The sequence below is a fragment of the Microbulbifer taiwanensis genome, assembly GCF_014904815.1.
Taxonomy (GTDB): Bacteria; Pseudomonadota; Gammaproteobacteria; order Pseudomonadales; family Cellvibrionaceae; genus Microbulbifer; species Microbulbifer taiwanensis.
Genome location: NZ_JACZFR010000025.1, coordinates 90,564 through 115,905, shown reverse-complemented (window position 1 = coordinate 115,905; position 25,342 = coordinate 90,564). Strand labels below are relative to the sequence as shown.

Here is a 25,342-nt window from a genome sequence, read left to right as displayed (position 1 = left end):
ATATTCTCGAACAACGGACGCACCGGAGGGCCATTTCAAAAAATACTGAAAAGTCAGGACATACCCAAAATGGAAGCTGTGGTATGAACGATTCCATTCGGGGAAACATCTTCAAAAATCAGAAAGATAAAAAGACGCCCGGAGAAATCATGAAAGATCATCAAAACGGAAGTTCCCTGCGATTCCCCCTGAAACCGCTCGCCGCTGCCGTGGCTGCTCCCGGCCTGGCGATAGGCCTGTGGCTGCCGGCCGGCGCTGCGGCGGAAGAGGCCGTACTGGAAGAAGTCGTCGTCACTTCGACCAAGCGCGAGGCCTCACTGCAGGAGATACCGCTGAGTATCAGCGCCGTCTCCGGGGAGAAACTGCAGGCGGCCGGTATCCAGGACTTTGAAGATGTCGCCGCATCGGTGCCGTCACTCTCGTTCAAGTCCTCCGGCCCCGGGCGCACCAAGCTCAATATCCGCGGCATCTCCTCGGTTACCGGCGTGGCGCCCACGGTGAGTTACTACATCGACGAAATGCCCATATCGACCATTTCCTCCGGTTCTTCCACTTCCTTCGCCTCCACCATTGTCAGCCCGAAAATGTTCGACCTGGATCGGGTGGAAATCCTGCGCGGCCCCCAGGGCACATTATTCGGCTCCAGCTCCATGGGTGGCACTGTGCGCATCATCACCGCGCAGCCGAATCTCGACAGCGCCGAAGGCAGGGTTGCCGCGGAGTTTTCCTCCACCGCCGGCGGCGGCATGAACTACCTGCTGAACGGTATGGGCAATATGCTGCTGGGCGAGAATGCGGCGCTGCGCGTCGAGGCTTCCAGCAGCGACCGCAGCGGTTTTGTCGATCGGGTATTCGAGGGCGGTTCAGAAGAGGATGTCGACGCGGAGGAGACTCAGCTGATCCGCGCGGCCCTGCGCTACCAGCTGACAGATTCCACCTACATCCAGCCCGCCGTCTTCCACCAGACACTATCCATGGACGGCAAGCCCAACTTCGACGGCCCCGACCGCGACGATGAGCAGGTCCGCCCCTTCGACGCCGCCGAACCCTTCGAGGACACCTTCACCCTGGGCAGCGTGACCCTCGGCAGCGACTTCGAAACCCTCTCCCTGGGAACAATGTCCCTGGTGGCCAACTTCTCCATAATCGACCGGCGCTTCGACAATGTCGAGGATATGACCGACCATGTGATTTTCCTGCAGCCGATCTTCGGCTACGACATGCCGTCGGCGGCGGCACTCGTCGACGAGTCGGTAACCCTCGACGACCGCACCCTGGAAATACGTCTCTCCTCGCAGACGGACTCCGACTTCCAGTGGCTCGCCGGCTTCTACCGCAAGGACGCGGAGGTCAATGCGGATTACCGTATGGACCGCGGTTTCGAGTATGTCACCGCAAACGGTCTCGCCAACACCAACGACCGCAGCAGCTACGAGGAAACCGCTTTCTTCGGCGAGGGCAGCCTGACCTTCGCCAGTGACTTCACCTTCACCCTGGGCCTGCGCCGCCTCGAGTACGATTTCGAGCAGCACAAGGAGGACTGGGGTTTCGCCTATGCCCCCATCGAGGGCCTGAGCGAGGCAGAGGCCAATATCCTCGATGTCAGCGCCTCGGACGAGGAGCTGAACTACCGCGCGACCCTGGCCTGGCAGTTCTCCGAGATGGGCCAGGTCTACGCCACCGCCTCCGACGCCACCCGCCCCGGTGGCGGCAACCGCTCGATTCCGCGCAGCGAGGACCCGGGCACCGGCAACGCCTACGCCTGCAACAACGACCTCAATGCGCTGGGTATCAGCGGCAACCCGACCACCTATGCCGGCGATGTGGTCGACAACCTGGAGCTGGGCCTGAAACTGCAGCCCACCGACAGCCTGCGTATCAACACCGCCGTCTATCGTATCGACTGGAAGGATATTCAACAGCGCGTCAACACCTCCGGCGCCTGCGGCTTCAACTTCACCGCCAATGTGGGCGGGGCCGTCTCCACCGGCTTCGAGCTGGAGGCCGTCGCCGCGGTGACCGAGCGCCTGACGCTGAATGCCGGCGTCGGCTATACCGATGCGGAATTCACCGAGACGGTGTCGACCGCGGGCATCACCGAGGGTGACCGCTTGACCGACGTGCCGGAGATGACCGCCAGCCTCTCCGCCGACTGGTCCATGCCGCTCGCATCCGGCGAAGTCTTCGTACTGGGCAGCATCAACTATGTCGACGAAACCCTGGAGGTGCCCGGCAGTGCGTCCAGCGACGTCTCCGGCTTCGATATCGACTCCGGCAACGCCAAGCCCAGCTACACCATCGCCAACCTGCGCATCGGCTACGCCAGCTTTGAAAACTGGGAGGCCAGTTTCTTCGTCGACAACCTGACCGACGAGGTGGCCATCTACTCCTACAACGACGCCATAGTGTTCAACCTGCCCGGCTTCGACCGCACGGCGCGAAACCGGCCGCGGACCATGGGGCTGTCGGCGCAGTACAGTTTTTAGTTCATCCCTCTTTTTCTCCACAAAAAAAGGCCGGCGCCAAGCGCCGGCCTATCAATGCGCAAAAAATGACAGGACTGTTAGAAATTCGCGCTCGCGCGCAGGTACCAGAAGCCGCCGTTAAAGCCGAAGGGTGAAGTCAGGGACTGGCGCGCACCCAGGAACTGCAGAGTTCCGTCGCCTTCTTCATCCGCTTCCACATCGAAAATATTCTCGCCACCCAATGCGATGGTGTAATTTTCCGCGAGCGTGAAACGGGCTTCGATATCCGTCAGTATCTCAGCGCCATAGCTGGTGGCGTTGGAGGTATCGTTGCCATCCGCCTCCAGCTGTCCGCCAGTGGATTCCCAATCGCCATAGCGATTGAAACGCAGGTAGCCAGCCAGTATGCCGCCGGTATCGTAATCGAAGGTCAGGGTGCTGCGCTGGCTGGGCACCTGATTTTCGAAGTCGAATACACGGGTGGCATTGATCGTGTTGGGCGCCACTTTGGTGACTTCCTGCTGGTTGTAGTTGTGGCGCAGGTCTACGGTCAGCAGGCCGCCGGCCAGATCAAAGTCGCTGGTAATCGCCAGGTCGATACCGCTCACTTCAGAATCGAAGGCGTTGGTAAAGTAGTTGACGTTGCTGTCCAGCAGCAGGTCCGCATCCGCGATACCGGCATTGGTCAACATCGCCACCTCGGCAGCGCCAATCTTGTTGTTGCGCAGTGCCAGGCGATCCTCGATATCGATGTTGTAGTAGTCGATGGTGATGCTGGTGTTATCCAGCGGGTTGATAACAGCACCGAGCGTAAAGCTGGTCGACTCCTCCGGATTCAGTGCAGTGGAGCCCAGGGCCTGCGCCAACGGGTGATCCACCGGATAGGTACCGCTCGGAATCAGTCCGCCGCCAGCCTGGGCAGTGGTGGTCACGTTGAGCGTATTGACCTGGCCCGGAGTGGGTGCACGGAAGCCGGTATTGGCCGTGGCGCGCAGTGCGAAGGCCTCGTTGAAGTCGTAGCGCGCAGACAGCTTCCAATCGGAAGTGGAGCCGAACAGGTCGTAGTCCTCGAAGCGCAGCGCCGCACCCAATGTCAGTTGATCCGTCACATCCGCTTCCAGGTCGACATAGGCTGCCACACTCTCACTGCTGTAGCTGCCCTCGGCTTCGGTGGGGAAGCCCTGGAAACCGTCGGAACCGACGCCGAATATGGCCGCGGTCGGCCCAACGGCAATGGACGCCTCGTCACCGGCACCTATCTTGTAGGTCTCCTCGCGCCACTCGGCGCCAAACGCCAGGTTCAGCGGCGAAGAGAAGGCTGCCACATCAATCGGCTGTACGAAGTCCGCGTTTACGCTGCTCTCTTCCTGGGTCAGTGTCCCGGGTTTAAACGTGGTCGGAGAAAGTGCACCCAGACTCGGATTAATAGAATCCTTCAGTACATAGGACACCTCGTTCTCGGCGCTGCGCGCGCGCAGGTCCCAGCTCATGCCGGAGGCCAGTTCGCCGCGGGCACCGAACACGACGGAGATATCCTCGATATCGGCGCCGAATTGCGGGTTATAGCCACCGGGGAACTGGGTGTAGATGGGGTTGCGCAGCACATAGCCACTGGGACTGCTGCCATCCGCCACCAGGTAGTCGGACGGATTCAATCCCTGAGCGGTGATGCTATTTATCAGGGACTGTGGCGCCGGGTCGGGCATAAAGTCGCCGTTCTCATCTTTCTGCAAGGTCGGCCGGGCGCCAAATTCATGTTCTGGATCCAGCACCGGACCACGGTAGAAGAAATCCGATATTGTGGAGTTATCGGAGTAACCGAAGTTACCGTACAGCTCGACACTGTCGTTCAGATCAAAACCCGCGTTTACGAACAGCTTGGTGGTTTCCACTTCAGGATCGCCCCAGCGCTGACCGAGGCCGTCCAGGGGCACCAAGTCTTCGCCCACCACGGAGCCGACAAACTCCGCATCCGGGCGCGCGGCGCCGCGCCAGGTCTTGTCGGCGGTGGAGTGCTCGACAGTGGCATTTACAAAGCCGTTTTCACCCAGCCCAAAGCCGGCATTGGCCGCCAGGCTGGTGCGGGTGCCATCCCCCTCGAAATACTCGCCGGTCTGCGCGGAGACACTGACGCCCTCGGCGGCGTCCTTCAGCACCACATTGACTACGCCGGCAATGGCATCGGAACCGTACTGGGCCGAGGCGCCATCGCGCAGCACCTCCACGCGCTCAATCGCCATCGACGGGATCGCGGAAAAATCCACCGCCTGGGCACCCTGGTTGTTGGTACCCAGCGGTGCCAGCTGCAGGTTCACCAGCGCGGAGCGGTGGCGGCGGGTGCCGTTGACCAGCACCAGCGTCTGGTCCGGGGACAGGTTGCGCAGGGTCACCGGGCGGATAAACGCCGTGCCGTCGGCGATCGGGAAGCGCTGGGTATTGAATGACGGCGCTATCTTGGCCAGGGACTCGGTCAGGTCAAAACTGGCCTGGTCCGCCAGCTTGGCGCCGCCGACCACATCTACCGGGGACAGGGTTTCCGTGGGGGAAACGCCTTCCTTGCGTGTGCCGATAGTGACGACCTCTTCCATCGCCTGATCGGCAGATGGTGCCTGCTGCTCCTGCGCCAGGGCGCTACCGACAGGAATGGCCAGAGCCGCGGCGATGGCCAGCGACAGGGGTTTTTTAAATGAATGGGAATACATGTCTGCCCGTCCTCTCTCGTTATCGTTATTTAATCGAGCGTCACGCCGTCCGATACCCCAGACTCAAGCGTGCGGCGAGTACTTTTTGAGCAGCCCGATTTATGGGCGCGCTATTGTTGTGCGGTCAGAGTATTCAAATCGGTCAAGACGGGCAATGTCCCGGGAAGAGATCACAAAGAACCCGGTCAATGCCGGGTAAGTTTGTTACAAGTGAGAATGTTTTAAGTGCCATTAAGGATGACCATTGCAATACATGGGGATTATTAGGTGAAATCTTCTTTTGTGGTGCGAGTGTTCCAACCCGTTATCCTCAGGGCAGTAAGCTTCTGTCACAAATAGCGACTGTTTTTGCCACGAGCGTCATACAAATAATGGACAGGTATCACAAAAGGAAAGAATGGCAGGAAGCGGTGAAACATATTTGCCTGAGAAGTATCAGCAAGTGAGCAGCGCCAACCGCCTGCTTTTGGCGACCGGTGATGGATTTGGCCTGAACCAACCCGCTTTGCGGTACAGAATCCACAGTGCTAAAACCCTCTCGACGTATGCCTGACTGCCGCCCTGTGCGCGGCAAAGCCGACACCGCCCAGCGCTCGTCAAACTGCCGCACAGGCCCATCGCCATATTCTGCGAATCAGCCCCCAGGAGTAAACTCGCAAACAACCGCGAGCTGATTGTTCCCTTCGTTCGACTCATCTACCTGCCCGGTGGCATCGGCGGTCACGGTGAAGTTTACCGACTGTGCATCCGGATCCGGCAGCGGCACCGGTTCGAATTCGGTTTCCTCTCCAGGGGCGAGCGGTGGCGTATCCAGGCTGATAGGCGGATTACCGGCGAACGCGATTTCGGTTGTGGTTGCCGGGGCGTTGCCCTCTCCCTGATTCAGCACCGAAACAACGATGCCTCCATCTGTCAGCTCGCAGGATGCCTTGGGAACCAGGTCGACAATTTGATTGCCGTGAATCTGCTTGTGCAGAGCGGTATAGGCCCCGGTGACCCGGATGCGGTTCGAAGAGGCGTTGACAATGATATAACCCTTGATCAGCGGCTCATCGTCATCAATGGCGTGGGATGGCTGCTGGTCGGCCTCAGACAGTTTCTTGCGTATGTCCCCACAGTTAATCTCGATACCCCTGAAAGGACCGATAAATTGCTCTTCAGGGCTGGTAGCCGGCGGCGTCGCCGGATAGACAAAGGCGGCACGCCAGGAGACTTCGTGGGAGTTATTATCATCTGGGTTGACGATACTGATTTCCGATCGATAGACGGCTCGCACCAGCGGGTGATCTGTTTTCGTTTCGCCACAGATATACTTGGCAGAATATACATTTGCATCCGGGCCCTTGGGTACATACTCGATATCGAAGGAGAGCCCGGCGCCAACGCCGGTCACCTCCGGCTTTGTGTCGCACCCCGCCAGCAATTGAAGCAACAGAATGCCTAAAGCTGCGACAACAATTGCGCCTTTGCGGCCTGAACGAAGTTCGCTAACAGACAATTTCCCAAACATAGTCCTCACCCTATTCGCCGGAAGGCTGACATTGGCAGGCAACCGCCGCATCTGTTTCATACAACTGTTAAAGAAATACTTCACAGTCAGCCCGACTCTCCAAAAATTTCCAGATCAATAGCTGTCCCCTCCGGGAGTATCGGGCGGGCCATCCCTGGTTGATTCAGATCTTGAGGGTTCCGGTTCAAGCCTATCCAGATCCCGCTGCAACATCCGCGAGCGATTTTCCTCTAGCTCCCGCAGTCGCACCTGCACCCGTCCGTTGAAGGAATCCCCCGGATATTCACCCTGTGCATTCGCAGCGCCCGCCTCGAGCCCCGTCAACAGGGCCAGGGCCTGATCCACGCCCGTCACTGCATAGACAGAAAACTTCTGTGCGCGCACCGCTTCCACCACTTCGTCCTTGAGCATCAGGTGTTGCACATTGGCTGCGGGAATAATTACCCCCTGCTCACCGCTGAGCCCGCGCTCTTTGCAGATATCGAAGAAGCCCTCGATCTTCTCGTTGACGCCGCCCACAGCCTGCACCTGCCCCAGTTGGTTGACTGAGCCGGTGACGGCAAAATTCTGCCGCAGCGGCACCAGCGCAACAGCGGACAACAGCGCGCAGAGTTCGGCGAGTGAGGCGCTGTCGCCGTCGACCGGGCCGTAGGACTGCTCGAACACCAGGCTGGCGGACAGGGACAGCGGCTGGGAAGCGGCATAGCGGTTAGCGAGGAAAGACTGCAGGATAAGCACACCTTTGGAATGCAGCGGACCGCCCAGTTCCGACTCGCGCTCTATATCCACCATTTTGCCGCTGCCAAGGCGCGCGGTGGCGGTGATGCGCGAGGGACGACCGAAAGCGATGTCGCCGAGCTGGATGACGGAAAGGCCGTTGACCTGCGCCACCTGTTCGCCCGCGGTGTCGATCATCAGTATGTCGCGGGCGATGGATTCCTGCAGCCGTTCCTGCCACTGGCGCTGGCGGTATTCGCGCTGTTCTATGGCTTTCTGCACATGCGCCCGCTCTACCCGATCGGCCTCTTCGCGCCGACACCAGTAGTCCGCCTCGCGCAGTAAATCGGCCAGGCGCTCACCGTGCAGCGACAGTTTTTCCGCATCCCCGGCCAGGCGCGCGGCCTGCTCCACCACCCGCGCCAGAGCCTCCTTCGACAGCGGTTGCAGCTGCTCCCGCTTTGCCAGGGCATCTATGCGCCGCGCGTAGGCGGCCACGCTGTCACGCTCCCGCGCCGTGTCCTCGGCAAAGTCGGCGTAGACCTTGAACAACTGCTTGAATTCCGGGTCGTGGGTTTTCAACAGGTAGTAGAGCCAGCGCTCGCCGATCAGCACTAGATTCACGTTCAGTGGTATCGGCTCCGGCTCCAGGGTGGTGGTGGACAGCAGTCCCATCTGCAGTTCCAGGGGCTGGATTTTCATTTCCCGCGAGCGCAGCGCCCGCTTCAGGGTTTCCCAGACGAAGGGCGTCATCAATACCCGGTGAGCGTCCAGGATCAGGCAGCCACCGTTGGCCCGGTGCAAGGCGCCGCCCTTGATCAGCTTGAAGTGGGTGGTCAGTGTGCCCATCTGCGACTCGTGCTCTATGCGCCCGAGCAGATTGGTATAGGTGGGGTTGTCCTCGTAGACCACCGGCGCACCCCGGGCATCGCCGTTGTCCACCAGGATGTTCACGCGATAATGGGTGAACTCCCTGGCGCGGATCAGTTTTCCGGCGGCGACACCCTCTTTCTGTGCACGCTCCCCGGCCGCGCGAAAGTCGTCGGCGTTCTCGACCACCTGGCGGCGGACCTGCTCGATAAAGTCCTGCACCTGATCCAACCTCTGGTAGCGCCGGCGCAGCCAGTCGATGCGTTCGTCCAGTGTAAGATGCAGGAACTCGCGGTTTAATCGCTTCAGATCCTTGGCCAGCTTCTCGTGCCAGCGCAGCCCGCGGCCGAGAGTCTCCTTCAGGTCGACGTTGACCGTTTCGATATTATCCTTGAGACGCTGCTGCTCATCCTCCGGCAGTTCGGAAAACTGCTTCGGGGTAATAAATTCGCCGTCGGCCAGCGGCCCTATGGTGTAACCGGAGGGCGTGCGTACCACGCCGATACCAATTTCCCTGGCGCGTTCCACCAGGTCGGCAAAGGCCTGTTCCTCGCGGTCCTCCACCTGCTGCTTGAGCTCGTCCCGGCGCGCGCGGTACTCATCGCTTTTGAAGATATCGGGAATCGCGGTCAGCAGGTGCTCGAGCAGGTTGTCGATGTCGCGCCCGAGCTGGCGCCCGGTGCCGGCGGGCAGTACCAGGGCGCGCGGTTTGTGTTCGGCGTCGAAATTGTGGATATAGCAGAGGTCTGAGGCCTGCTCCTGCTTTTGCGCCCAGGTGCAGATGCGCTTTTTCACCAGCGCGTGCTTGCCCAACCCCACCGAGCCGGCCACATAGAGGTTGTAACCGCGGCCGGACATATCCAGCGCAAACGCCAGCGCCTCCAGCGCGCGCTCCTGGCCAAAGGGGCGACTCTCGATACTCTTTTCTGCCCCCGGCTCCATTTCCAGCCACTCCAGCGGGCAGTGTCGGTAGAGTTGTTCCGGTAGCAGAGGATCTGGATTCATGGGCGCTGACTTGGACTAGGCGTAAATATCAGCCGACAGCGCAGTCTGCGCTGTCGACCCCGGGTCTTTCAGTTTAGACGCCAGCCAAGTCCAGGCGCCGCCTAGTCCGGTCGCACGGCGCGATTGAAAGCGCCAGATGAATCCGCCCGGCTGTCGAAATCCGCCGCTTTAAACGCCGCATCGTCCGGCAGTACCAGGTTGAGTCCATGGCTCTCATCCACGGAAACTGCCAGCGCCACCCGGCTGCGCAGATCCAGTAGATGGCCGCCGAGTTTGCGTTCGGCGTCGACAAAATGCATGTGGTAGCCACTGCCACTGGTACTGCCCAGGTAGGCGGGGAAGCGGAAGGCCACGATGGTGCCGCGGATATTTTCGCGCTCGTAGATTCTCTGTCCCCGCACCACCTGGTCGATGGGGGGATAGGGCCGCTTCTGGGGCGGAACGCTGCGCAGCTTCAGGTAATCAAATTCGCCGTCGATGCGCAGGGCGTAAATCAGGTTGGGGCTGGGCAGCTGCCGGTCGAGTTGGCGCACAGCGTCGTCGTAACTGTCCACCGGCGGCAGTTGCAGACGGAGATCATCACCGAAGCGTTTGATAAACATGAACGGTGTCCGCTCTTCCGGATCCACTTCGCGCAGGCGCCCGTCCGGATAGCGCGCCTGGTAGACAGTGCCGTCGAGCAGGATCACTTCACCGTCCACCGGGCTGAGGCCGCCGAGCCCGAAATCGCCGAAGCGCAACAGCTGGTGAAAGGGCGTCGGGCCCTCCAGCAGTCCCTGGGTCAGTACCGCGGTTGGGGCCAGCTGGTAGAGGGCGTCTTCGGCGCTATAGGCGTTTTCTTCTGCCCTGACAATCGCTGTCAGCAAAGACAGCGCGACGGCCAGCGCCGCGTGAAAAGGACTCGACATAAATATCTCCCGCTTTTTAACGATTGAAGTCTGTACTCGGCTCAGGGAGCCATATCCAGGTGGTGCACCCCATGGGGCATGGGTATACGGCCCAGCGGCTCGAGGCCTTGTTCCGATACTCGAAATACTTCGATGCCACCACCGTGCAGGTCCCGGTATTCGAAGACGCTGGCCAGGAAGTAATGACCGGATGCGTCGAAAGCCCCGCCCTCCGGCAGCACTGCGGTGAATGGTCTGTCGACAATTTTTTTCAGGGAGCCGTCGGCGGCATCAAAGCGAAATAGTGACACGGAGGCATGGCGCTGGAAGCGGGGACTGCCGGCGGGGAAGACGGTACCCCGCATATTGACGGTGGCGACAAAGCGTCCGTTGCGGCTGATGGCCAGTCCCTCCGAGGAGATATCCGAGCGCGTCCTGTGCACCACCCGGTGTGCGGGTGCCACCGCGCCGGCCCTGCCGAGGCGCACCACCGTCAGCTGCGAAGCGCTCTCGGGCAATCGGCCTGCCAGGTCGACAGCGTCAAAATTGCGCCCCCAGTCGGCGGTAATATAGTGGCGCCCATCCGGCGCGAAGCGCCCCACGAAAGGATCCCGCCCCACTTCCACCGCCGCCCCCCAGGGACGCGGTGAGAAGTGCCCACCGCTCTCTTCCAGGACCACAAACAATATCCGGTTCTCGGTGTGGAAATTGATCGCGAGAATGCGCCCGGACGGATGCCAGGCGACATTGCTTGCGCGCGGCGCCCGACCCGCACCGGCGATTTCCGCCAGGTCAAATTTCTGCACAGAACCGAAGCGCCCGCCGGCACAGGGCACCAGGTGCAGCCAGCTGCCACCGGAACCGTTGGATACGACGGCAATTGTGCGCCCGTCGGGACTGATATCCAGGGCCTCCGGAAAGTCGTCCAGTTCGACAGCATCGGCAAGTTTTGCCGGCGCACCCGCAGGTAGTGCAACCGCAAACAGCCGCCGCCCCGGCGCCAGTTCAGCGATACGGCTGGCACCCGGGGTTCGCGGCGCCAGTCGCTCGATCACATAGACACTTCTGCCGTCCGCCGCCAGGCGCAGGACCTCCGGTGGGGCTGTGACAGAATTGGAGATGGGTAGCGATTCGCGCCGCCAGCCACCGCCGCTGCGGCGCAGCAGCACCAGGGTATCCCGGAAACCGGCGGAGTCAGGCGCAAGATCGCCGCTGGCATAACTACCAGCGACAAAGTCGCCGTCGGCGACCGCGGCAATCACGCCCGCATCCACCTGCGCCAGTACCTTGTCGGGCAAAACCTCTGTGGTGGCACTCACAGGTGTCGCGACAAATAAAAGGCAACCGAGCTTGCTGCGCCACGAAAACAATCCACGCCGCCCTTTCACTTGCGCCTCCTTTCGGTCGAGCCGTTGTCCCGAACACGAAATTTAGCGGCAGCGGCGAGAATGAGAAACCGGACTGCAGTCAACAGTTTGTTGCGCGCAGATCACGAATTGCGAATTGGAGCGGGCGAAACCTGCTCAGGCCTGCAGTTCGAAGCCGGGCACCCTGCCCCGCAGTGCCGAATCCCACGCCGGAATTCCGTCGAAGGCCGAGGCGAGGAAGTCGACGGTGGCGCGCACCTTGCGGGACAGCTGTCGCGTGGATGGATAGATGGCGTGAATCGCGGTCGGCTCGAATTCGTAGCCCGGCAGCACGCGCACCAGTTCGCCGGACAGCAGCGCACTGGAAATGGAAAAGGTGGCGCCCAGCGCTATGCCGAGCCCGCCCTTGGCGGCCTCGGTCAGCACCTCGCCGTTGTTGCACACCAGCGGGCCCGCCGCGGCGACGGCCACCGGTCCCTCCGGGCCCACCAGCCGCCACTGGTACGGCCTGTCCAGCCCGGTGAAGACCAGGCAATCGTGATCGTCCAGGTCCGCCGCCGTCTGCGGCGTGCCGCGGCGCTTGAGATAGTCCGGGCTGGCCACCAGCAGGCGGCGGTTGGCGCAAAGTCGCCGCGCAATCAGGCGCGAATCCGCCAGGGCGCCGATGCGCACGGCGAGATCCATTCCCTCCTCGATCAGATCGACAAAGCGGTCGCTGAGGGACAACTCGATCGACATCTCCGGGTATTTCTCCCGCAGTGGCTGCAGCAGCGGCACTATGTGCTGGCGGCCGAACACCACCGGGACATTGAGCCGCAGCAGGCCGCGCGGTTGCAGGCTGGCGGCCGAGGCCTCGGCCTCCGCCTCGTCCAGGTCCCGCAGTATCTGCAGTGCCCGCTGGTGGAATACCGATCCGGTTTCCGTCAGGGATAGCCGGCGCGTGGAGCGCTGCAGCAAGCGCACGCCCAGGTGCTCCTCCAACCGGGAAATGACCCGGCTCACGCCCGAGGGAGTCATGCCCTGTTCCTCCGCCGCGCGCGCGAAGTTCGAGTGCTTCACCACACTGGCGAAAACGGCAATTGCGGAAGTGTCCAGGGGCATGGAGCTGTCCGTAGCATTATTTTCGGCGAGACGGCACAGCCTATCACGCCCCCGTTCGGCATTGTTGACTGCAGATCACGAAACCTGTGCCCGCAAACGGATTTATTCCGCAGGCTTCCCTGCGGCAGAGTAACCGTCGACTAGCCACGGCCATTCACAGCGACGGAAGAGACTTATGAGCAATAAAAGGCGCAATTTCCTCAAAATAGGCGCGGCCGCCCTGGGCGCGGCGGCGACCTCCGCAGTGCCCGCAGCCGCGCGGGAAAACTCCGCCGGTGCAGACAACAACCGCTTTGCCGGCAAGGTGGTCGCCATTACCGGCGCCACCTCCGGTATCGGCGCCGCGGCGGCGCGGCTGTTCGCCGCCGAGGGCGCGCGGGTCACCTTCTGCGGCCGACAGGAAAAGCTGGGCCAGCGGTTGGAGGAGGAAATCCGCCGCGCCGGCGGTGAGGCGCGCTATATCCGCGCGGATGTCACTGTCCCCGGGCAGGTGGAAATGTTTGTGCAAGAGACGGTGGATACTTACGGCCGGCTGGATACCGGCTTCAACAACGCCGGTGAGGTGACCTTCAAACCGCTGCACCAGATCAGCCTGGAGGAGTGGGAGTGGATCCACAACACCAACCTGCGCGGCGTTTTCCTGGCGATGAAATACCAGATTCCCGAGATTTTAAAAGCGGGGGGCGGCAGCATCGTCATCACCTCCTCCCAGCACGCCTATTCCACCCGCCCCGGCGGCGCCGCCTACGCCAGCAGCAAGCGGGCCCTGGAAGCGCTGGCACAGAGCGCCAGCCAGGATTACGCCGAGCGCGGGTTGCGTGTCAATGTGGTCGCCCCCGGCATCACCGACACGCCCATGTTCCGCCGCGCCACCGGTCACAACGAAGCCGCGGTGGCGCGGGCCAATAATATTGTGCGGGGCGTGAAGCGGGTGGCGCAGCCGGAGGAGATAGCCAGGGTGGCGCTGTGGCTGGCCTCGGAGGAGGCCTCCTATCTGACCGGGACTACGGTGCTGGCCGACGGGGGGCTGTTGAGCGGCTTTGCCTGAAATTCACATTCGTCGTATTTCCGGCACTGTCCGTCCCAAAACTTTCGCAGCAACCTTTCCCTCAATGCGAGCCGCTCACTATGATCACTCGCAATGACACAGTGGCGGACGACGAAAGTCCGCAATAGTGAAAGGGAGGAAGGGGTTTATGCTCAGGAATTGTTGTCTTGCGATCTTGATTGCACTGTTTATTGCCTCGAGCCAGGCGCTCGCCATCTCGCTGGAACCCCGCGAACAAACCGAAATAATCCATACCTCAGCCGACCTGATCGAGGCGCGCTATGTCGATGCGGAAAAAGCAAGGGAAATCGCCGCCGCACTGCGCCGGTCAAGTGACCGGTGGCGGGAGACACGAGAGGGCGATACCTTTGCCAAAGAGGTGACAGAGCTTCTGCGTGAAGTCTCCGGCGACGGGCATCTGGGACTCAGCTACAGTGCGGAACCCATCCCCGAGCAACAGGGGGAGAAAGTCTTTTCCGCCGAGCAAATGCAGCGCTGGTACGGGCCGCAAATCAACCACGGTATCGAGAAAATCGAGCGCCTCGCCGGTAACATCATGCTGCTCGATCTGCGCGTCTTCCCGCCGCCGTCCATGGCCGGCGATGTCTTCGCCGCGGCAATGACGCTGGTGGCCCAGGGGGATGCGCTGATTATCGACCTGCGTCACAACGGCGGCGGGGCCGAGACGATGCAACTGCTGACCGGCTACCTGCTGGAAAAACACAGCCCCCTCAGCGGCAGCTACAACCGCCCCACGGATACCCACAGCCATGTGTCTTCACCGGCCTGGGTGCCGGGGCGCCACTTCGGTTCCAGCAAGCCCCTGTATATCCTCACCTCCCATAGGACCTTTTCGGCCGCCGAGGCGCTGGCCTATGACCTGCAGGCGCTGGAACGCGCCGTGATCGTCGGTGAGACGACCGGCGGCGGCGCCCACCCGTTCGAGTACCGCCGTGTACACCCGCACTTCGCCGTCGACCTGCCGGAAGGCCGTTCAATCAATCCCATCACCGACTCCAACTGGCAGGATGTTGGAGTGAAGCCGGATGTGTCGGTCTCGGCGGAACAGGCCCTGGAAAAAGCGCTGGAATTGGCGCGCGCAGAACTCGGTAAAAGCCACTAGGGCAGCGCGGCACGGAGTAGGCACTAAGTCAGCCGAAATCCTGCCTCTCCATCCACGGAATTATCCGCGCAAAGGCCTTCTCGATATTGTCGATGGAAGTGGCGTAGCTGATGCGCAGCGCGTTGCGACAGGACTCGCCGAAGGTATCGCCGGCGATGGTGCAGACTCCAGTCTCGCGCAGCAGGCGCAGGGCGACATTGTTGCCGTTGACACCCTCGGGCAGAGACGGGAAGAGATAGAAGGCTCCCTCCGGCATATAGCCCTCCAGGTAGGGAGTCTTTTCCACCAGCTGCACCAGGCGATCGCGCCTTTTTTTATAGGTCTCGACTATGCCATCGATGAAACTGCGATCGCCCTTGAGAGCGGCGACGCCGGCCCACTGGCAGGGGGTGTTGGCGACGGTGGTAGTGAACATATGGTAGCGGCGCAGTTTCTTGATCGCGCCCTGGCTGGCGATCATCCAGCCGATACGCATGCCGGCCATGCTGAAGGTCTTGGAGAAGCTGCTGATCACCATCACGTGGTCCAGGTCGGAACAGCAGGAGAGCACGCTGGCGTAGTCGCGGTTGTCGTAGACCAGGTGATCGTAGACCTCGTCGCTGATCACGTAGATGCCCCGGTAGGCCGCCTCCTGCACAATGGTCTCGATGGTCTCGCGCGGATAGACGGTGCCGGTGGGATTGCTGGGGGAATTGAGCACTATCGCGTGGGTGTTGCTGTCGATCGCATCGATAACTTCCTGCGGATCCAGTTGGTGGTTGTTCTCGGCGCGGGTGGGGATATGGCGCACCTCGCCGCCGTTCATACGGATCAGCGGCGCATAGAGCATAAAGGACGGGTCCGGCACTATAAACTCCCGCCCCGGTGCGGAAACGGCGGTCAGTGCCAGGTAGATGGCCTCGGTGGCGCCGGTGGTGACGAGAATATTTTCCGGCGAGATCTCGCGCCCATAGCGCTCGCCGTTGTAGTCCGCCAGGGCGTCGAGCAGTTCCGGCAGGCCCGCGTCCATGGTGTAGCCGGTCTGCCCGGCCTCCAGCGCGTCCACCGTAGCCTGTATTACGTGGGGTGGCGCCGGCGCGTCCGGCTGGCCGATGGACAGGTGGATCACATCGTCCATGGTCGCCGCCATGTTGACCATCTTGCGAATGCCCGGCACCGGAATTGTCAGCAGCGCCGGATTCCAGACCGGGTCCTCGGATTCGTAGAAGTCGAAATCCAGCCCGCTCACGCCTGTTCCCCTTCAATCGCATCGGCGGAAAACAGCTGCGGGCGCCTGTCGGTCAGCGGCGCGGCCAACTGGTAGGCCTGGCCGGCGCGCAGCACAGTGGCATCCTCGAAGCGCCGGCCGACCAGCTGCAGGCCGATCGGCAGGCCGCCGGCGGAGAAGCCGCAGGGCACCGACAGGGCCGGCTGGCCGGTGAGGTTGAAGGGGTAGGTGTAGGGGGTCCAGGAGGGCCAGCGGGTGCTGGGCCAGTCCTCGGGTACTTCGCGCCCGGCCTTGAAGGCGGTAATCGGCAGCGTCGGCGTCAGCAACAGGTCGTACTTGCGGTGAAAATTCGCCATGCGCTCGCACAGGGCGGTGCGCTCGTTGACCGCAGCCAGGTAATCCAACATCGACAACTGAGCGGCCTTGTCCGCCACCGCCACCAGCTGCGGATCCATCAGTTCGCGCTGGCGCTTGCCGATCTCCCGCAGCACATTGGCGGCGCCGCCGTAAAACAGGTGGCCGAAGGCCGCCAGGGGATCGTCGAAGCCAGGGTCCACTTCGGTAATCTCGGCACCGAGGGATTGCAGCAGCCTGGCCGCCTTGTTCACCGCCTGTTCCACTTCGCTGTCCAGCTGTACATAGCCGAAAGCCGGACTGTAGGCGATACGCAGTCCCTGCAACAGCTCTTTGGGCTCGCCCAGGATCTCAGCGAAATAATCGATATCGCGCCGCGGTATCGCCTGAGCGTCGCGGTGATCGGCCTCTGTCAGTACATTCAACATCAGCGCGCAGTCTTCCACCGTCCAGGTCATAGGGCCGGCGTGGGCGAGGGTGCCGAAAGGGCTGGGCGGCCAGTGAGGCACCTCGCCGAAACTGGGCTTCAGGCCGACGATGCCGCAGAAGCCGGCGGGAATGCGGATGGAACCGCCGGCGTCGGTGCCCAGCGCCAGCGGGCCCATACCCAGCGGTACTGCCGCGGCGCTGCCGCCGCTGGAACCACCGGCGGTCTTGTCGGTGTTCCAGGGATTGCGGGTGACGCCGTCGATGGGGTTGTCGGTGACTCCCTTCCAGCCAAACTCCGGCGTGGTGGTCTTGCCCAGGGGCACATAGCCGTTGCGGGCCAGGGCCGCGACGCAGGGTGCCTCCTTGCCCAGGGTGGATTCGGGATCTATGGTCCTGGAGCCCTTCAGGGTCGGCCACATGGGGGTCAGGAACACATCCTTGATCGCCACCGGCACACCGTCCAGCAGACCTTTGGTTTCACCACTCTGGTAGCGCCTTTCCGATGCCCGCGCGAAATCGAGGCTGGTTTCCTCGTCCACCAGGCAGTAGGCGTTGACCGCGGGGTTGCAGCGCTCTATCTGGCGCAGCAGCGCCTGTGTGACCTCTACCGGAGAAAATGACTTGTCCCTGTATCCGGCCAGCAATTCAACCGCGCTCATGCGGGTAAAGTCGCTCATCGGCTTTCCCTCTTGTTGTGGGGAGCCCCTGAAAAACTTAGCGAGCGGGTGGCTGGCGGTGACCGCCGGTGCGCAGCAAGCGGAGTGTACAAATAGTACATGAGCGCTGTGAGCACCGCCGGCCGCCGTCAGGCGCACGCGCAGTGGTTTTTCAGAGATTCCCTCGGTTCTCGCTTTATCCCCCTAGCCTAGTACGAGCTGGCGCCGCTTTTGCGGGATCCATGTGGATTGAACCGCCCCGTTGGTCGCAGACAAAATGAGATTCGCGTCACATTTTCCGCGTTTTCTTCAGGCTACAGACAGGCTCAATGGGATACATTGCCCCTCAACCAATCCTGTGACGGGAAGAAGCAGTGGACCTGAAAAGCAAAATGATTAAACCCGCGACCCTGGCAATAGCGACGGTACTGCTGGCCAGCGGCTGCGCCACCATGAGTGAAGAGGAGTGCATGGTCGCCGACTGGCACGCGATCGGCTACGAAGACGGCGCCGCGGGCCTGCAACTCGGGCAGCTGAGCAAGCGCCGCGAGGCCTGCGCAGATTACGGCGTGCGCCCGGACGCCGCCGCCTACCGGGCCGGGCGCGAAGAGGGGCTGGCCCTCTACTGCACCGAGCACCGCGGCTTTCGCCTGGGCCGCGCCGGTGGCAGTTACAATGGCGCCTGCCCCGCGGACCTGGAGGGCCTGTTCCTGCACGGCTACCAGGCCGGCCGCGAAGTCTACCTGGCCTGGAGCGCCATGAACCAGGTATCCGGGGCCATCAATGATCGCGTCAGTGAGCGCGAACATATCCTCGATGACATCACCGATATGAGCGCGCGCCTGATCAGCGACGAGGCCACCAAGGAAGAGCGCATCACCCTGCTGGCCGATATCGCCCGCCTCAAGGGCCGGCACACCGAGCTGGGTGTGGAAATCGATGACCTGGAACACGAGCTGGCAATGCGCGAGGCGGAGTACCAGGACGTGCAGACGCGGGCGCCCTACCAGTAGGGTGCACCGTGTGCACCGGGCGATCGGTTGGTGCGCACTGCCCCCCCTACGGAGTGCCCTGTAGGAGCGGCCCATGGCCGCGATCAGACCTGCAAACCACTCCAATACCGATCGCGTCCATGGGCCGCTCCTACAAGACCGAACTGGTTACTTCAGGATGCCGCTGGATACTGCCTGCTGCAGCTTCCCCTCTATCACCTGCCAGAGCTCGCGACTGCCGTCGCCGATGCGGCTGTTGACGGCGAACACCTTCTCTTTCGGGATATCGTTTTCCTTCCACGCGTGACCGCCGCCACGCAGGTTGTGCAGCAGCGGCGGCACCCGGTCTATGGCGCGGGCGTACCTGGACTCCGCACTCTCCCCGGCCTCGAACTCGCACCAGAGCTTAAAATATTCGTCGCCCCTATTGTCCGGCAGCATCGCCAATACGCGCTTGACGCCTTCCGCCTCGGCCGTTTTCTGCTGCGCGGTTTCACTCGCATAGACAATGGTGTCGCCCGCATCTATCTCGCCCAGGTCGTGGATCAGCAACATTTTGATCACCCGGTCTATATCCACCGGCTCGTTGGCATAGTCCTTTAACATCAATGCCGCCAGGCACACATGCCAGCTGTGCTCGGCGGAGTTTTCCCGGCGCTCCAGTCCCACCGGCTTTGTCTTGCGCAATACCGCTTTCAGCTTCTCGACTTCGACGATGAATTCCAGGGTCTGCTCGATTTCTTTCACGATTTTTCCTTGCGAGCCACGGGTTTATTTGCATAGGGTGCGCCGCGCGCACCACTGAATTTTCGACACCGTCGACAGTTGGTGCGCACGGCGCATCCTACGGCGTCAATCCGACAGCGGTTTTGGCATGGGCACCTTGAGTTTTTCCGCCCAGGGTTGCAGATCCTGCACAATGGTCGGATAGAGTTCGACGCCCTCTTTCAGCTGTTGCGCGCGCGCGGCCCAGGCGCGCTGGCCCGGCACCCGCACGGGCGCATCGCCGTCGCTGCGGCTGTTCTCCCACAGGTTGCACAGCGCCGCCGTCTGGCGCAGGAAGTCCGCGCGCTGGCCGAAGACCCGAGGGTCGATAATCTGCAGGAATACCGAGTTGGCTTCGTCATCGTCCTTTGCCGAAGCATCGGCGCGACCGTAGCCGCCCAGCGCCATCGACAGCACTTCCAGCATGGCCGACAGGGCCGCACCCTTGTAGCCGTGATCGGCGCCGCCCACCGGCAGTATGCTGCCGCCGTTTTCGAACGCACCCGGATCGTCGGAGAGATTGCCGTCGCTGTCCTTCAGGCACTGGCTCGGCATTTTCCTGCCCTCCCGCGCGGCCCGCGCTACATAGCCACCGGCAGTCACCGACATGCTGATATCGAACAGCAGCGGGTAGTCGCCGGCGGGCGCGGCAAAGGCGATGGGATTGGCGGAGAAGAGCGGGTCGCGGCTGCCCTGGGGCGACACGGTATTTTCCGCCGGGGTGGAACAGGTGAGTATCGCCACATGGCCGGCCTCTACGATCGGCGGTAAATAGGCGGCCAGGCAGGCGATATGCTGGCTGCGGCGTATGGTGGCAGTGACGACACCCTGCTCCGGCAACCGCTGCAGCGCCTGCTCAATCGCCCGCGTCAGCACCCAGGGACCGGGCAGGAAATCCGCATCCCAGTTGAAGCAGTTGCCGCGATCTGCCAGTACAACCGGCTCGCCCTCGCGGCGGGACTCGCCGTCCAGCAGCCAGCGCAGGTTGCTCGCCACCCGGTTTATACCGTGGGTGGTGAAGCCGAGCAGGTCCGCCTGCAAAAAGACATTCGCCATTACCTCAGCCCGCTCCCGCGCCAGGCCGGCGCGCTGGAAGAGTTGGCTGGCAAAATTTTGCAGTTCGGTTGCGTCGTATCGCACAGACATAAAGACTCCTGTTGTCTGTTTCTACCAATAAATTCCCGCCGTGAGTGCGCCGTGCGCACCCTATGGCCACCTCTCAACGCTGACCACTACTCCCGTACCTTGCCGCGCAGCGCCTTCACCTGCCCGCGCTGGGTCTTGTGCTTCAGGCGCCGCTCTTTCGCGCCCCGGCTGGGTTTGGTGGCAATGCGCTGCTTGCGCCTGACCGTCACCTTTTCAATCAGCAGCCGCAGGCGCTCCAGTGCGTCCGCGCGATTCTTTTCCTGGGTGCGAAAGCGCTGCGCCTTGATCACGACAATGCCGTCCGCGGAAATACGCTGGTCGCGCAGCTGCAGCAGTTTCTGTTGCAATTCTTCCGGCAGCGACGAGGCGCGGATATCGAAGCGCAGGTGAATAGCGCTGGACACCTTGTTGACATTCTGGCCGCCGGCGCCCTGGGCGCGCACGGCACTCATCTCGATTTCCGCCAGTGGAATCGCCAGACTCTTAGAAATTTTCAGCATGAAAAGCCATCTTGATATTTGTCAACTGCCTATACAATGGCGTTGACTATTCTGAAACAGGCGCGCTTTTTCAGCTGTCGCCAACGCGATATTGGTGGAACTCATTCTATGCACTCCCAGCCTCACCACGACAAGGGCCATTTCAACCCCCCGGTATTCTACACGGCGACCGGTGCGCTGTTGTTGTTGGTCGCCTATGCGGTGTTTTTCCCCGACGACGCCACCACGCGCTTCAAGTCGCTGCAGGCGGGTATCGTCGCCAATATGAGCTGGTACTACGTGCTGGTGGTGGCGATCATCCTGGTCAGTGTCGTCATCATCGGTATTTCCCGCTTCGGCGATATCAAACTGGGCCCGGAGCACGCCGAGCCCGACTACAACTACGGCACCTGGTTTGCGATGCTGTTCTCCGCCGGCATGGGCATAGGCCTGCTGTTCTTCGGCGTCGCCGAACCGGTGATGCACTACCTGGATCCGCCGGTGGGTGAGACGGGCACCGTGGCCGCGGCGCGCCAGGCGATGGTGCTGACCTTTTTCCACTGGGGCCTGCACGCCTGGTCCATCTACGCGATAGTGGCGCTGATCCTGGCCTATTTCAGTTACCGCCACAAACTGCCGCTGACCCTGCGCTCGGCCCTCTACCCGATGATCGGCGAGCGCATTTACGGCCCCATCGGCGACGCGGTGGATGTGTTTGCGATTGTCGGCACCGTCTGCGGCGTGGCCACAACACTGGGCTACGGCGTGCTGCAGATCAACTCCGGCCTCAATCACCTGTTCGGCGTGCCGGTGGGGCAGACGACCCAGGTGATACTGATCGTAGTGACCACGGCGCTGGCCACAGTGTCGGTGGTGATGGGCCTCGATGTGGGCATCAAGCGGCTGTCGCAGTTGAATATGAGCCTGGCGGGCCTGTTGCTGTTTATGGTGCTGATGCTCGGCAGCACCGTTTACCTGCTGCAGGCCTTCGTGCAGAACTTCGGCAGCTACCTGTCGGTGCTGGTCGGCAAGACGTTCAATCTCTACGCCTACAAACCCACCGACTGGCTGGGCGGCTGGACCATTCTCTACTGGGGCTGGTGGATGTCCTGGTCGCCGTTTGTGGGGCTGTTTATCGCGCGTATTTCCCGCGGGCGCACCATCCGCGAATTCGTCATCGGCGCCATGCTGGTGCCCGCCGGCGTGACCCTGCTGTGGATGACCTTTTTCGGCAACTCCGCCATCCATATGATCCTGAACGAGGGGCTCACCTCCCTCGGTGAAGCGGTCAGCAGGGACCAGTCCCTGGCGCTGTTCCAGTTCCTGGAGCAGTTCCCGCTGTCGAACATATTTTCCTTTATTGCCGTGGTCATGGTGGTGGTCTTCTTCGTCACCTCGGCGGACTCGGGAGCCATGGTGGTGAATATGCTCGCCTCCCACGGCCGCGACGACACCCCCATGTGGCAGCGGGTTTTCTGGTGCGCTCTGATCGGCGTGGTGGCCATAGCGCTGCTGCTGGCTGGCGGCCTGGCCTCACTGCAGACGGCGGTGATCGCCAGTGCCCTGCCCTTCTCGCTGATACTGCTCACCGCCATCTACGGCCTGGTTTCCGCCCTGCGCACCGATACCGTCAAGCGCGAGGCGCAGACGGCACCGGTAGCGCCGATCACCGCGCGCAACCCGGTCAGCTGGCAGCGGCGCCTGCGCAACCTCGTGCAACTGCCATCGCTGGAGGAAGTGCGGGAATATATCCGCGAGGTGGGCGAGCCGGCACTGAAGGAGTTTGCCGAGGAGATGGAAAAAAACGGCTTTTCGGTAAAAATCTCCCACGGCCAGAACAGCTATGTCTACCTGCAGGTGTTCCAGGGCGACGAGGTGGACTACCTCTACGGCATTCACCCCAAGGCGCACCTGAAACCCAGCGCACAGAGGCCGGAACATATGGACCTGTCCGAGCAGGAGCTGGACGACACCACCGACGACGATCCAGAGGAAAAATATTTCCGCGCGGAAGTGCACCTGCAGGAGGGCGGCCAGGACTACGACGTGATGGGCTGGACCCGGGACCAGCTGCTGACCGATATCCTCGCCCAGTACGAGCGCCACCTGCAGTTCCTGCATACGCTGCGCTAGATCATGTATATACAGAAGACTGCGGTGACAGATATCTCGACTATGCTGACACTGTCAGCCTGATGTGCAGCTCTAAAAATTGCGAATTCGCTTCTTGCCGTAGGGTGCGCCTTGCGCACCAGCTCAAGCCTGACGCGAGTTTCCGGCCTTCCGGTGCGCACGGCGCACCCTACGGCCACAATTTTTAGAGAGGCCCTGCTGGAAAATTACCCCGGCTGTCGAAACTTCCACACCGAGCCGCCCCTATGAAGCTGCGCACGACGGATGAGGGCAAAGCCAAGTTCGACCCTCCGGTTTTCTACACCGCCACCGCCATACTGCTGTTGCTGGTCGCCTACGCGGTTTTCTTTCCCGAAGATGCGACAGCGCGTTTCCAGAGCCTGCAAAACACCATCGTCGCCAATATGGGCTGGTACTATGTGCTGATAGTGGCCATCCTGCTGGTGACGGTGGTGGTGATCAGCATGTCGCGCCTCGGCGATATCAAGCTGGGCGCCGAACACGAAAAGCCCGAATACAGTTACGCCTCCTGGCTGGCGATGCTCTTCTCCGCCGGTATCGGTATCGGCCTGCTGTTTTTCGGTGTGGCCGAGCCGGTGATGCATTTCCAGAATCCGCCAGATGCGGCTCCGGGCACCGTGGAGGCCGCACGCGAGGCGATGGTGCTGAGCATCTTCCACTGGGGATTTCACGTCTGGGCCATCTTTGCCGGCGTGGCACTGATCCTCGGTTACTTCAGCTACCGCCACAACCTGCCGCTGACACTGCGCTCCGCCCTCTATCCGCTGATCGGCGAGCGCATCCACGGACCCATAGGCCACGCCATTGATGTATTCGCGATCATCAGCACCGTCTGCGGCGTCGCCACCACCCTCGGCTTCGGCGTGCTGCAGATGAATTCCGGCCTCAACCACCTGTTCGGCGTGCCGGTGGGCGAAGTCACCCAGGTGATTCTGATTGTCGTCACCACCGCGCTGGCGACCTTATCTGTCATGGTGGGGCTGGACGCCGGTATCAAGCGGCTGTCGCAGTTGAATATGGGCCTGGCGGCGATACTGGTACTGACGGTACTCGTACTCGGCAGCACCGTCTTCCTGTTCCAGGCCTTTGTGCAGAATGTCGGCAGCTACCTGTCGGTGCTGGTCAACCGCACTTTCAACCTCTATGCCTACGCACCCACCGACTGGATCGGCGGCTGGACCATTTTTTACTGGGGCTGGTGCTTGAGCTGGTCGCCCTTCGTGGGCCTGTTTATCGCCCGCATTTCCCGCGGTCGCACCATCCGTGAATTCGTCGTCGGCACGCTGCTGATGCCGACACTGATTACCATCGTGTGGCTGACGGTATTCGGCAACTCCGCCATTCGCATGATCCGCCAGGAGGGACTGCAGTCGCTGGCGGCGATTATCGAGCAGGACCAGTCCCTGGCGCTGTTCCAGTTCCTGGAACAGTTTCCCTTCTCCCAGGCACTGTCACTGTTGGCCATAGTGCTGGTGGTGATTTTTTTCGTTACCTCCGCCGACTCGGGCGCGCTGGTAATGAATATGCTCTCGTCCCACGGCCGCGACGACACGCCCATGTGGCAGCGTATTTTCTGGGCGGCAATTATCGGCGTGGTCGCCATAGCCCTGTTGCTGGCCGGCGGCCTCGCCTCGCTGCAGACGGCGGCGATCACCAGTGCCCTGCCCTTCTCGCTGATTCTGCTGGTGGCCATCTATGGACTGGTCAAGGCGTTGCGCACCGACTCGGCCAAGCGCGATGCGCAGAGCGCACCGGTGGCACCGATCAGCGCGCGCAACCCCGTGTCCTGGGAGCGCCGCCTGAAAAACCTGGTGCAGCTGCCATCCCTGCAGGAGGTGCACGACTATATCCGCGAAACCGGGCTGCCGGCGCTGCGGGATTTCGCCGCGCAAATGGAGAAAAACGGCTTCGAGACCAAGGTGGAGGAAGGGGAAAACTCCGTCGTGCACCTGGAAATATTCCAGGGCGAGGAGGTGGATTTCCTCTACAGCATTCACCCCAAGGCGCATCTGAAACCGAATGCGGGCAATCCGGACGCGGAACTGGACGATGCCCATGACGACGGCTCGCCGGACAAGTATTTCCGCGCGGAAGTCCATCTCAGTGAGGGCGGCCAGGATTACGACGTGATGGGCTGGACCCGGGACCAGCTGCTCACCGATATCCTCTCCCAGTACGAGCGCCACCTGCAGTTCCTGCACACGCTGCGCTGACGCGCCGCTGGGCCAGCACGCCAATTGATTATTTTCGACCGACACATAAAGAGAATGACCGGGGAGCCACACTTTACACATGTGACTTCTTTCATTGGCTGAGTCATATCCGCTAGTATTGACGGGATTCCTGAGGAGCAGGAATAACAACA

At 61.8% G+C, this 25,342-nt stretch carries 17 protein-coding genes; 6 read left to right on the top strand and 11 right to left on the bottom strand.

The genetic code is table 11. The features are described 5' to 3' along the window. Nucleotides 1-149 precede the first annotated feature (149 nt). A complete protein-coding gene (locus IG627_RS08625; RefSeq protein WP_193191948.1) occupies nucleotides 150-2,486 on the top strand; it encodes a TonB-dependent receptor in 2,337 nt (778 codons plus the stop codon). A gap of 77 nt (nucleotides 2,487-2,563) precedes the next feature. Here the strand turns inward: IG627_RS08625 and IG627_RS08620 are convergent, their stop codons facing one another. The 6 genes from IG627_RS08620 to IG627_RS08595 form a co-directional block, all read right to left on the bottom strand. Next, nucleotides 2,564-5,167 carry a TonB-dependent receptor plug domain-containing protein gene (locus IG627_RS08620; protein WP_193191947.1) on the bottom strand — a complete coding sequence of 868 codons (2,604 nt, stop codon included), beginning with the start codon at nucleotides 5,165-5,167 and terminating at the stop codon, nucleotides 2,564-2,566. 634 nt (nucleotides 5,168-5,801) lie between these two features. Continuing rightward, nucleotides 5,802-6,761, bottom strand: a complete 960-nt coding sequence (locus IG627_RS08615) for a CARDB domain-containing protein (RefSeq protein ID WP_319024529.1) — start codon at nucleotides 6,759-6,761, stop codon at nucleotides 5,802-5,804. A gap of 30 nt (nucleotides 6,762-6,791) precedes the next feature. Further along, a complete protein-coding gene (locus IG627_RS08610; protein WP_193191945.1) occupies nucleotides 6,792-9,269 on the bottom strand; it encodes a Lon protease family protein in 2,478 nt (825 codons plus the stop codon). Nucleotides 9,270-9,370: 101 nt separating this feature from the next. Then, nucleotides 9,371-10,177 (bottom strand): acetolactate decarboxylase, encoded by an 807-nt coding sequence (gene budA / locus IG627_RS08605; protein ID WP_193191944.1) that lies wholly within the window; start codon nucleotides 10,175-10,177, stop codon nucleotides 9,371-9,373. A gap of 41 nt (nucleotides 10,178-10,218) precedes the next feature. Then, nucleotides 10,219-11,475, bottom strand: a complete 1,257-nt coding sequence (locus IG627_RS08600) for a lactonase family protein (RefSeq protein WP_193191943.1) — start codon at nucleotides 11,473-11,475, stop codon at nucleotides 10,219-10,221. Between the two features lie 204 nt (nucleotides 11,476-11,679). Continuing rightward, nucleotides 11,680-12,624: a LysR family transcriptional regulator gene (locus IG627_RS08595; RefSeq protein WP_193191942.1), complete on the bottom strand. Its 945-nt coding sequence runs from the start codon at nucleotides 12,622-12,624 to the stop codon at nucleotides 11,680-11,682. Between the two features lie 175 nt (nucleotides 12,625-12,799). On the opposite strand from IG627_RS08595, the gene IG627_RS08590 reads away from it, so the two are divergent. Next, on the top strand, nucleotides 12,800-13,672 hold the full coding sequence (locus tag IG627_RS08590; RefSeq protein WP_193191941.1) for an SDR family NAD(P)-dependent oxidoreductase: 873 nt from the start codon (nucleotides 12,800-12,802) through the stop codon (nucleotides 13,670-13,672). Nucleotides 13,673-13,820: 148 nt separating this feature from the next. Beyond that, entirely contained in the window at nucleotides 13,821-14,795 is a 975-nt protein-coding gene (locus IG627_RS08585) for a S41 family peptidase (protein ID WP_193191940.1), read from the top strand. Nucleotides 14,796-14,823: 28 nt separating this feature from the next. Here IG627_RS08585 and IG627_RS08580 read toward each other — a convergent pair whose 3' ends face one another. Together IG627_RS08580 and IG627_RS08575 are read right to left on the bottom strand one after the other, a co-directional pair. Further along, the gene (locus IG627_RS08580) at nucleotides 14,824-16,023 is read right to left on the bottom strand and encodes a pyridoxal phosphate-dependent aminotransferase (RefSeq protein WP_193191939.1); all 1,200 of its coding nucleotides are present in this window, start codon (nucleotides 16,021-16,023) and stop codon (nucleotides 14,824-14,826) included. Next, nucleotides 16,020-17,462 (bottom strand): amidase, encoded by a 1,443-nt coding sequence (locus IG627_RS08575; RefSeq protein WP_193191938.1) that lies wholly within the window; start codon nucleotides 17,460-17,462, stop codon nucleotides 16,020-16,022. Before IG627_RS08575 ends, IG627_RS08580 begins: the two co-directional genes overlap by 4 nt. 371 nt (nucleotides 17,463-17,833) lie before the next feature. Here IG627_RS08575 and IG627_RS08570 point away from each other — a divergent pair, with 371 nt between their 5' ends. Beyond that, a complete protein-coding gene (locus IG627_RS08570) occupies nucleotides 17,834-18,454 on the top strand; it encodes a DUF2799 domain-containing protein (RefSeq protein WP_193191937.1) in 621 nt (206 codons plus the stop codon). A 147-nt stretch (nucleotides 18,455-18,601) separates the two neighbouring features. On the opposite strand, the gene IG627_RS08565 is transcribed toward IG627_RS08570, so the two are convergent. The 3 genes from IG627_RS08565 to arfB all read right to left on the bottom strand — a co-directional run bounded on the left by IG627_RS08565 (nucleotide 18,602) and on the right by arfB (nucleotide 20,844). Then, nucleotides 18,602-19,180 carry an HD domain-containing protein gene (locus tag IG627_RS08565; RefSeq protein ID WP_193191936.1) on the bottom strand — a complete coding sequence of 193 codons (579 nt, stop codon included), beginning with the start codon at nucleotides 19,178-19,180 and terminating at the stop codon, nucleotides 18,602-18,604. A gap of 105 nt (nucleotides 19,181-19,285) precedes the next feature. Further along, on the bottom strand, nucleotides 19,286-20,344 hold the full coding sequence (locus IG627_RS08560; RefSeq protein ID WP_193191935.1) for an Ldh family oxidoreductase: 1,059 nt from the start codon (nucleotides 20,342-20,344) through the stop codon (nucleotides 19,286-19,288). Nucleotides 20,345-20,430: 86 nt separating this feature from the next. Then, nucleotides 20,431-20,844, bottom strand: coding sequence for an alternative ribosome rescue aminoacyl-tRNA hydrolase ArfB (gene arfB / locus IG627_RS08555; protein WP_193191934.1), 414 nt, complete (start codon nucleotides 20,842-20,844; stop codon nucleotides 20,431-20,433). A 108-nt stretch (nucleotides 20,845-20,952) separates the two neighbouring features. Between arfB and IG627_RS08550 the strand changes: the two genes are divergently transcribed. Beyond that, nucleotides 20,953-22,956 (top strand): BCCT family transporter, encoded by a 2,004-nt coding sequence (locus IG627_RS08550; RefSeq protein WP_193191933.1) that lies wholly within the window; start codon nucleotides 20,953-20,955, stop codon nucleotides 22,954-22,956. A 245-nt stretch (nucleotides 22,957-23,201) separates the two neighbouring features. Next, nucleotides 23,202-25,190, top strand: coding sequence for a BCCT family transporter (locus tag IG627_RS08545; RefSeq protein WP_193191932.1), 1,989 nt, complete (start codon nucleotides 23,202-23,204; stop codon nucleotides 25,188-25,190). Nucleotides 25,191-25,342 lie beyond the last annotated feature (152 nt).

Coding starts and splice junctions, on each gene's coding strand:
- IG627_RS08625 (WP_193191948.1), top strand. CDS start 150: ATGAAAGATCATCAAAACGGAAGTTCCCTGCGATTCCCCCTGAAACCG.
- IG627_RS08620 (WP_193191947.1), bottom strand. CDS start 5,167: ATGTATTCCCATTCATTTAAAAAACCCCTGTCGCTGGCCATCGCCGCG.
- IG627_RS08610 (WP_193191945.1), bottom strand. CDS start 9,269: ATGAATCCAGATCCTCTGCTACCGGAACAACTCTACCGACACTGCCCG.
- budA (WP_193191944.1), bottom strand. CDS start 10,177: ATGTCGAGTCCTTTTCACGCGGCGCTGGCCGTCGCGCTGTCTTTGCTG.
- IG627_RS08595 (WP_193191942.1), bottom strand. CDS start 12,624: ATGCCCCTGGACACTTCCGCAATTGCCGTTTTCGCCAGTGTGGTGAAG.
- IG627_RS08590 (WP_193191941.1), top strand. CDS start 12,800: ATGAGCAATAAAAGGCGCAATTTCCTCAAAATAGGCGCGGCCGCCCTG.
- IG627_RS08585 (WP_193191940.1), top strand. CDS start 13,821: ATGCTCAGGAATTGTTGTCTTGCGATCTTGATTGCACTGTTTATTGCC.
- IG627_RS08575 (WP_193191938.1), bottom strand. CDS start 17,462: ATGAGCGACTTTACCCGCATGAGCGCGGTTGAATTGCTGGCCGGATAC.
- IG627_RS08570 (WP_193191937.1), top strand. CDS start 17,834: ATGATTAAACCCGCGACCCTGGCAATAGCGACGGTACTGCTGGCCAGC.
- IG627_RS08560 (WP_193191935.1), bottom strand. CDS start 20,344: ATGTCTGTGCGATACGACGCAACCGAACTGCAAAATTTTGCCAGCCAA.
- arfB (WP_193191934.1), bottom strand. CDS start 20,844: ATGCTGAAAATTTCTAAGAGTCTGGCGATTCCACTGGCGGAAATCGAG.
- IG627_RS08550 (WP_193191933.1), top strand. CDS start 20,953: ATGCACTCCCAGCCTCACCACGACAAGGGCCATTTCAACCCCCCGGTA.
- IG627_RS08545 (WP_193191932.1), top strand. CDS start 23,202: ATGAAGCTGCGCACGACGGATGAGGGCAAAGCCAAGTTCGACCCTCCG.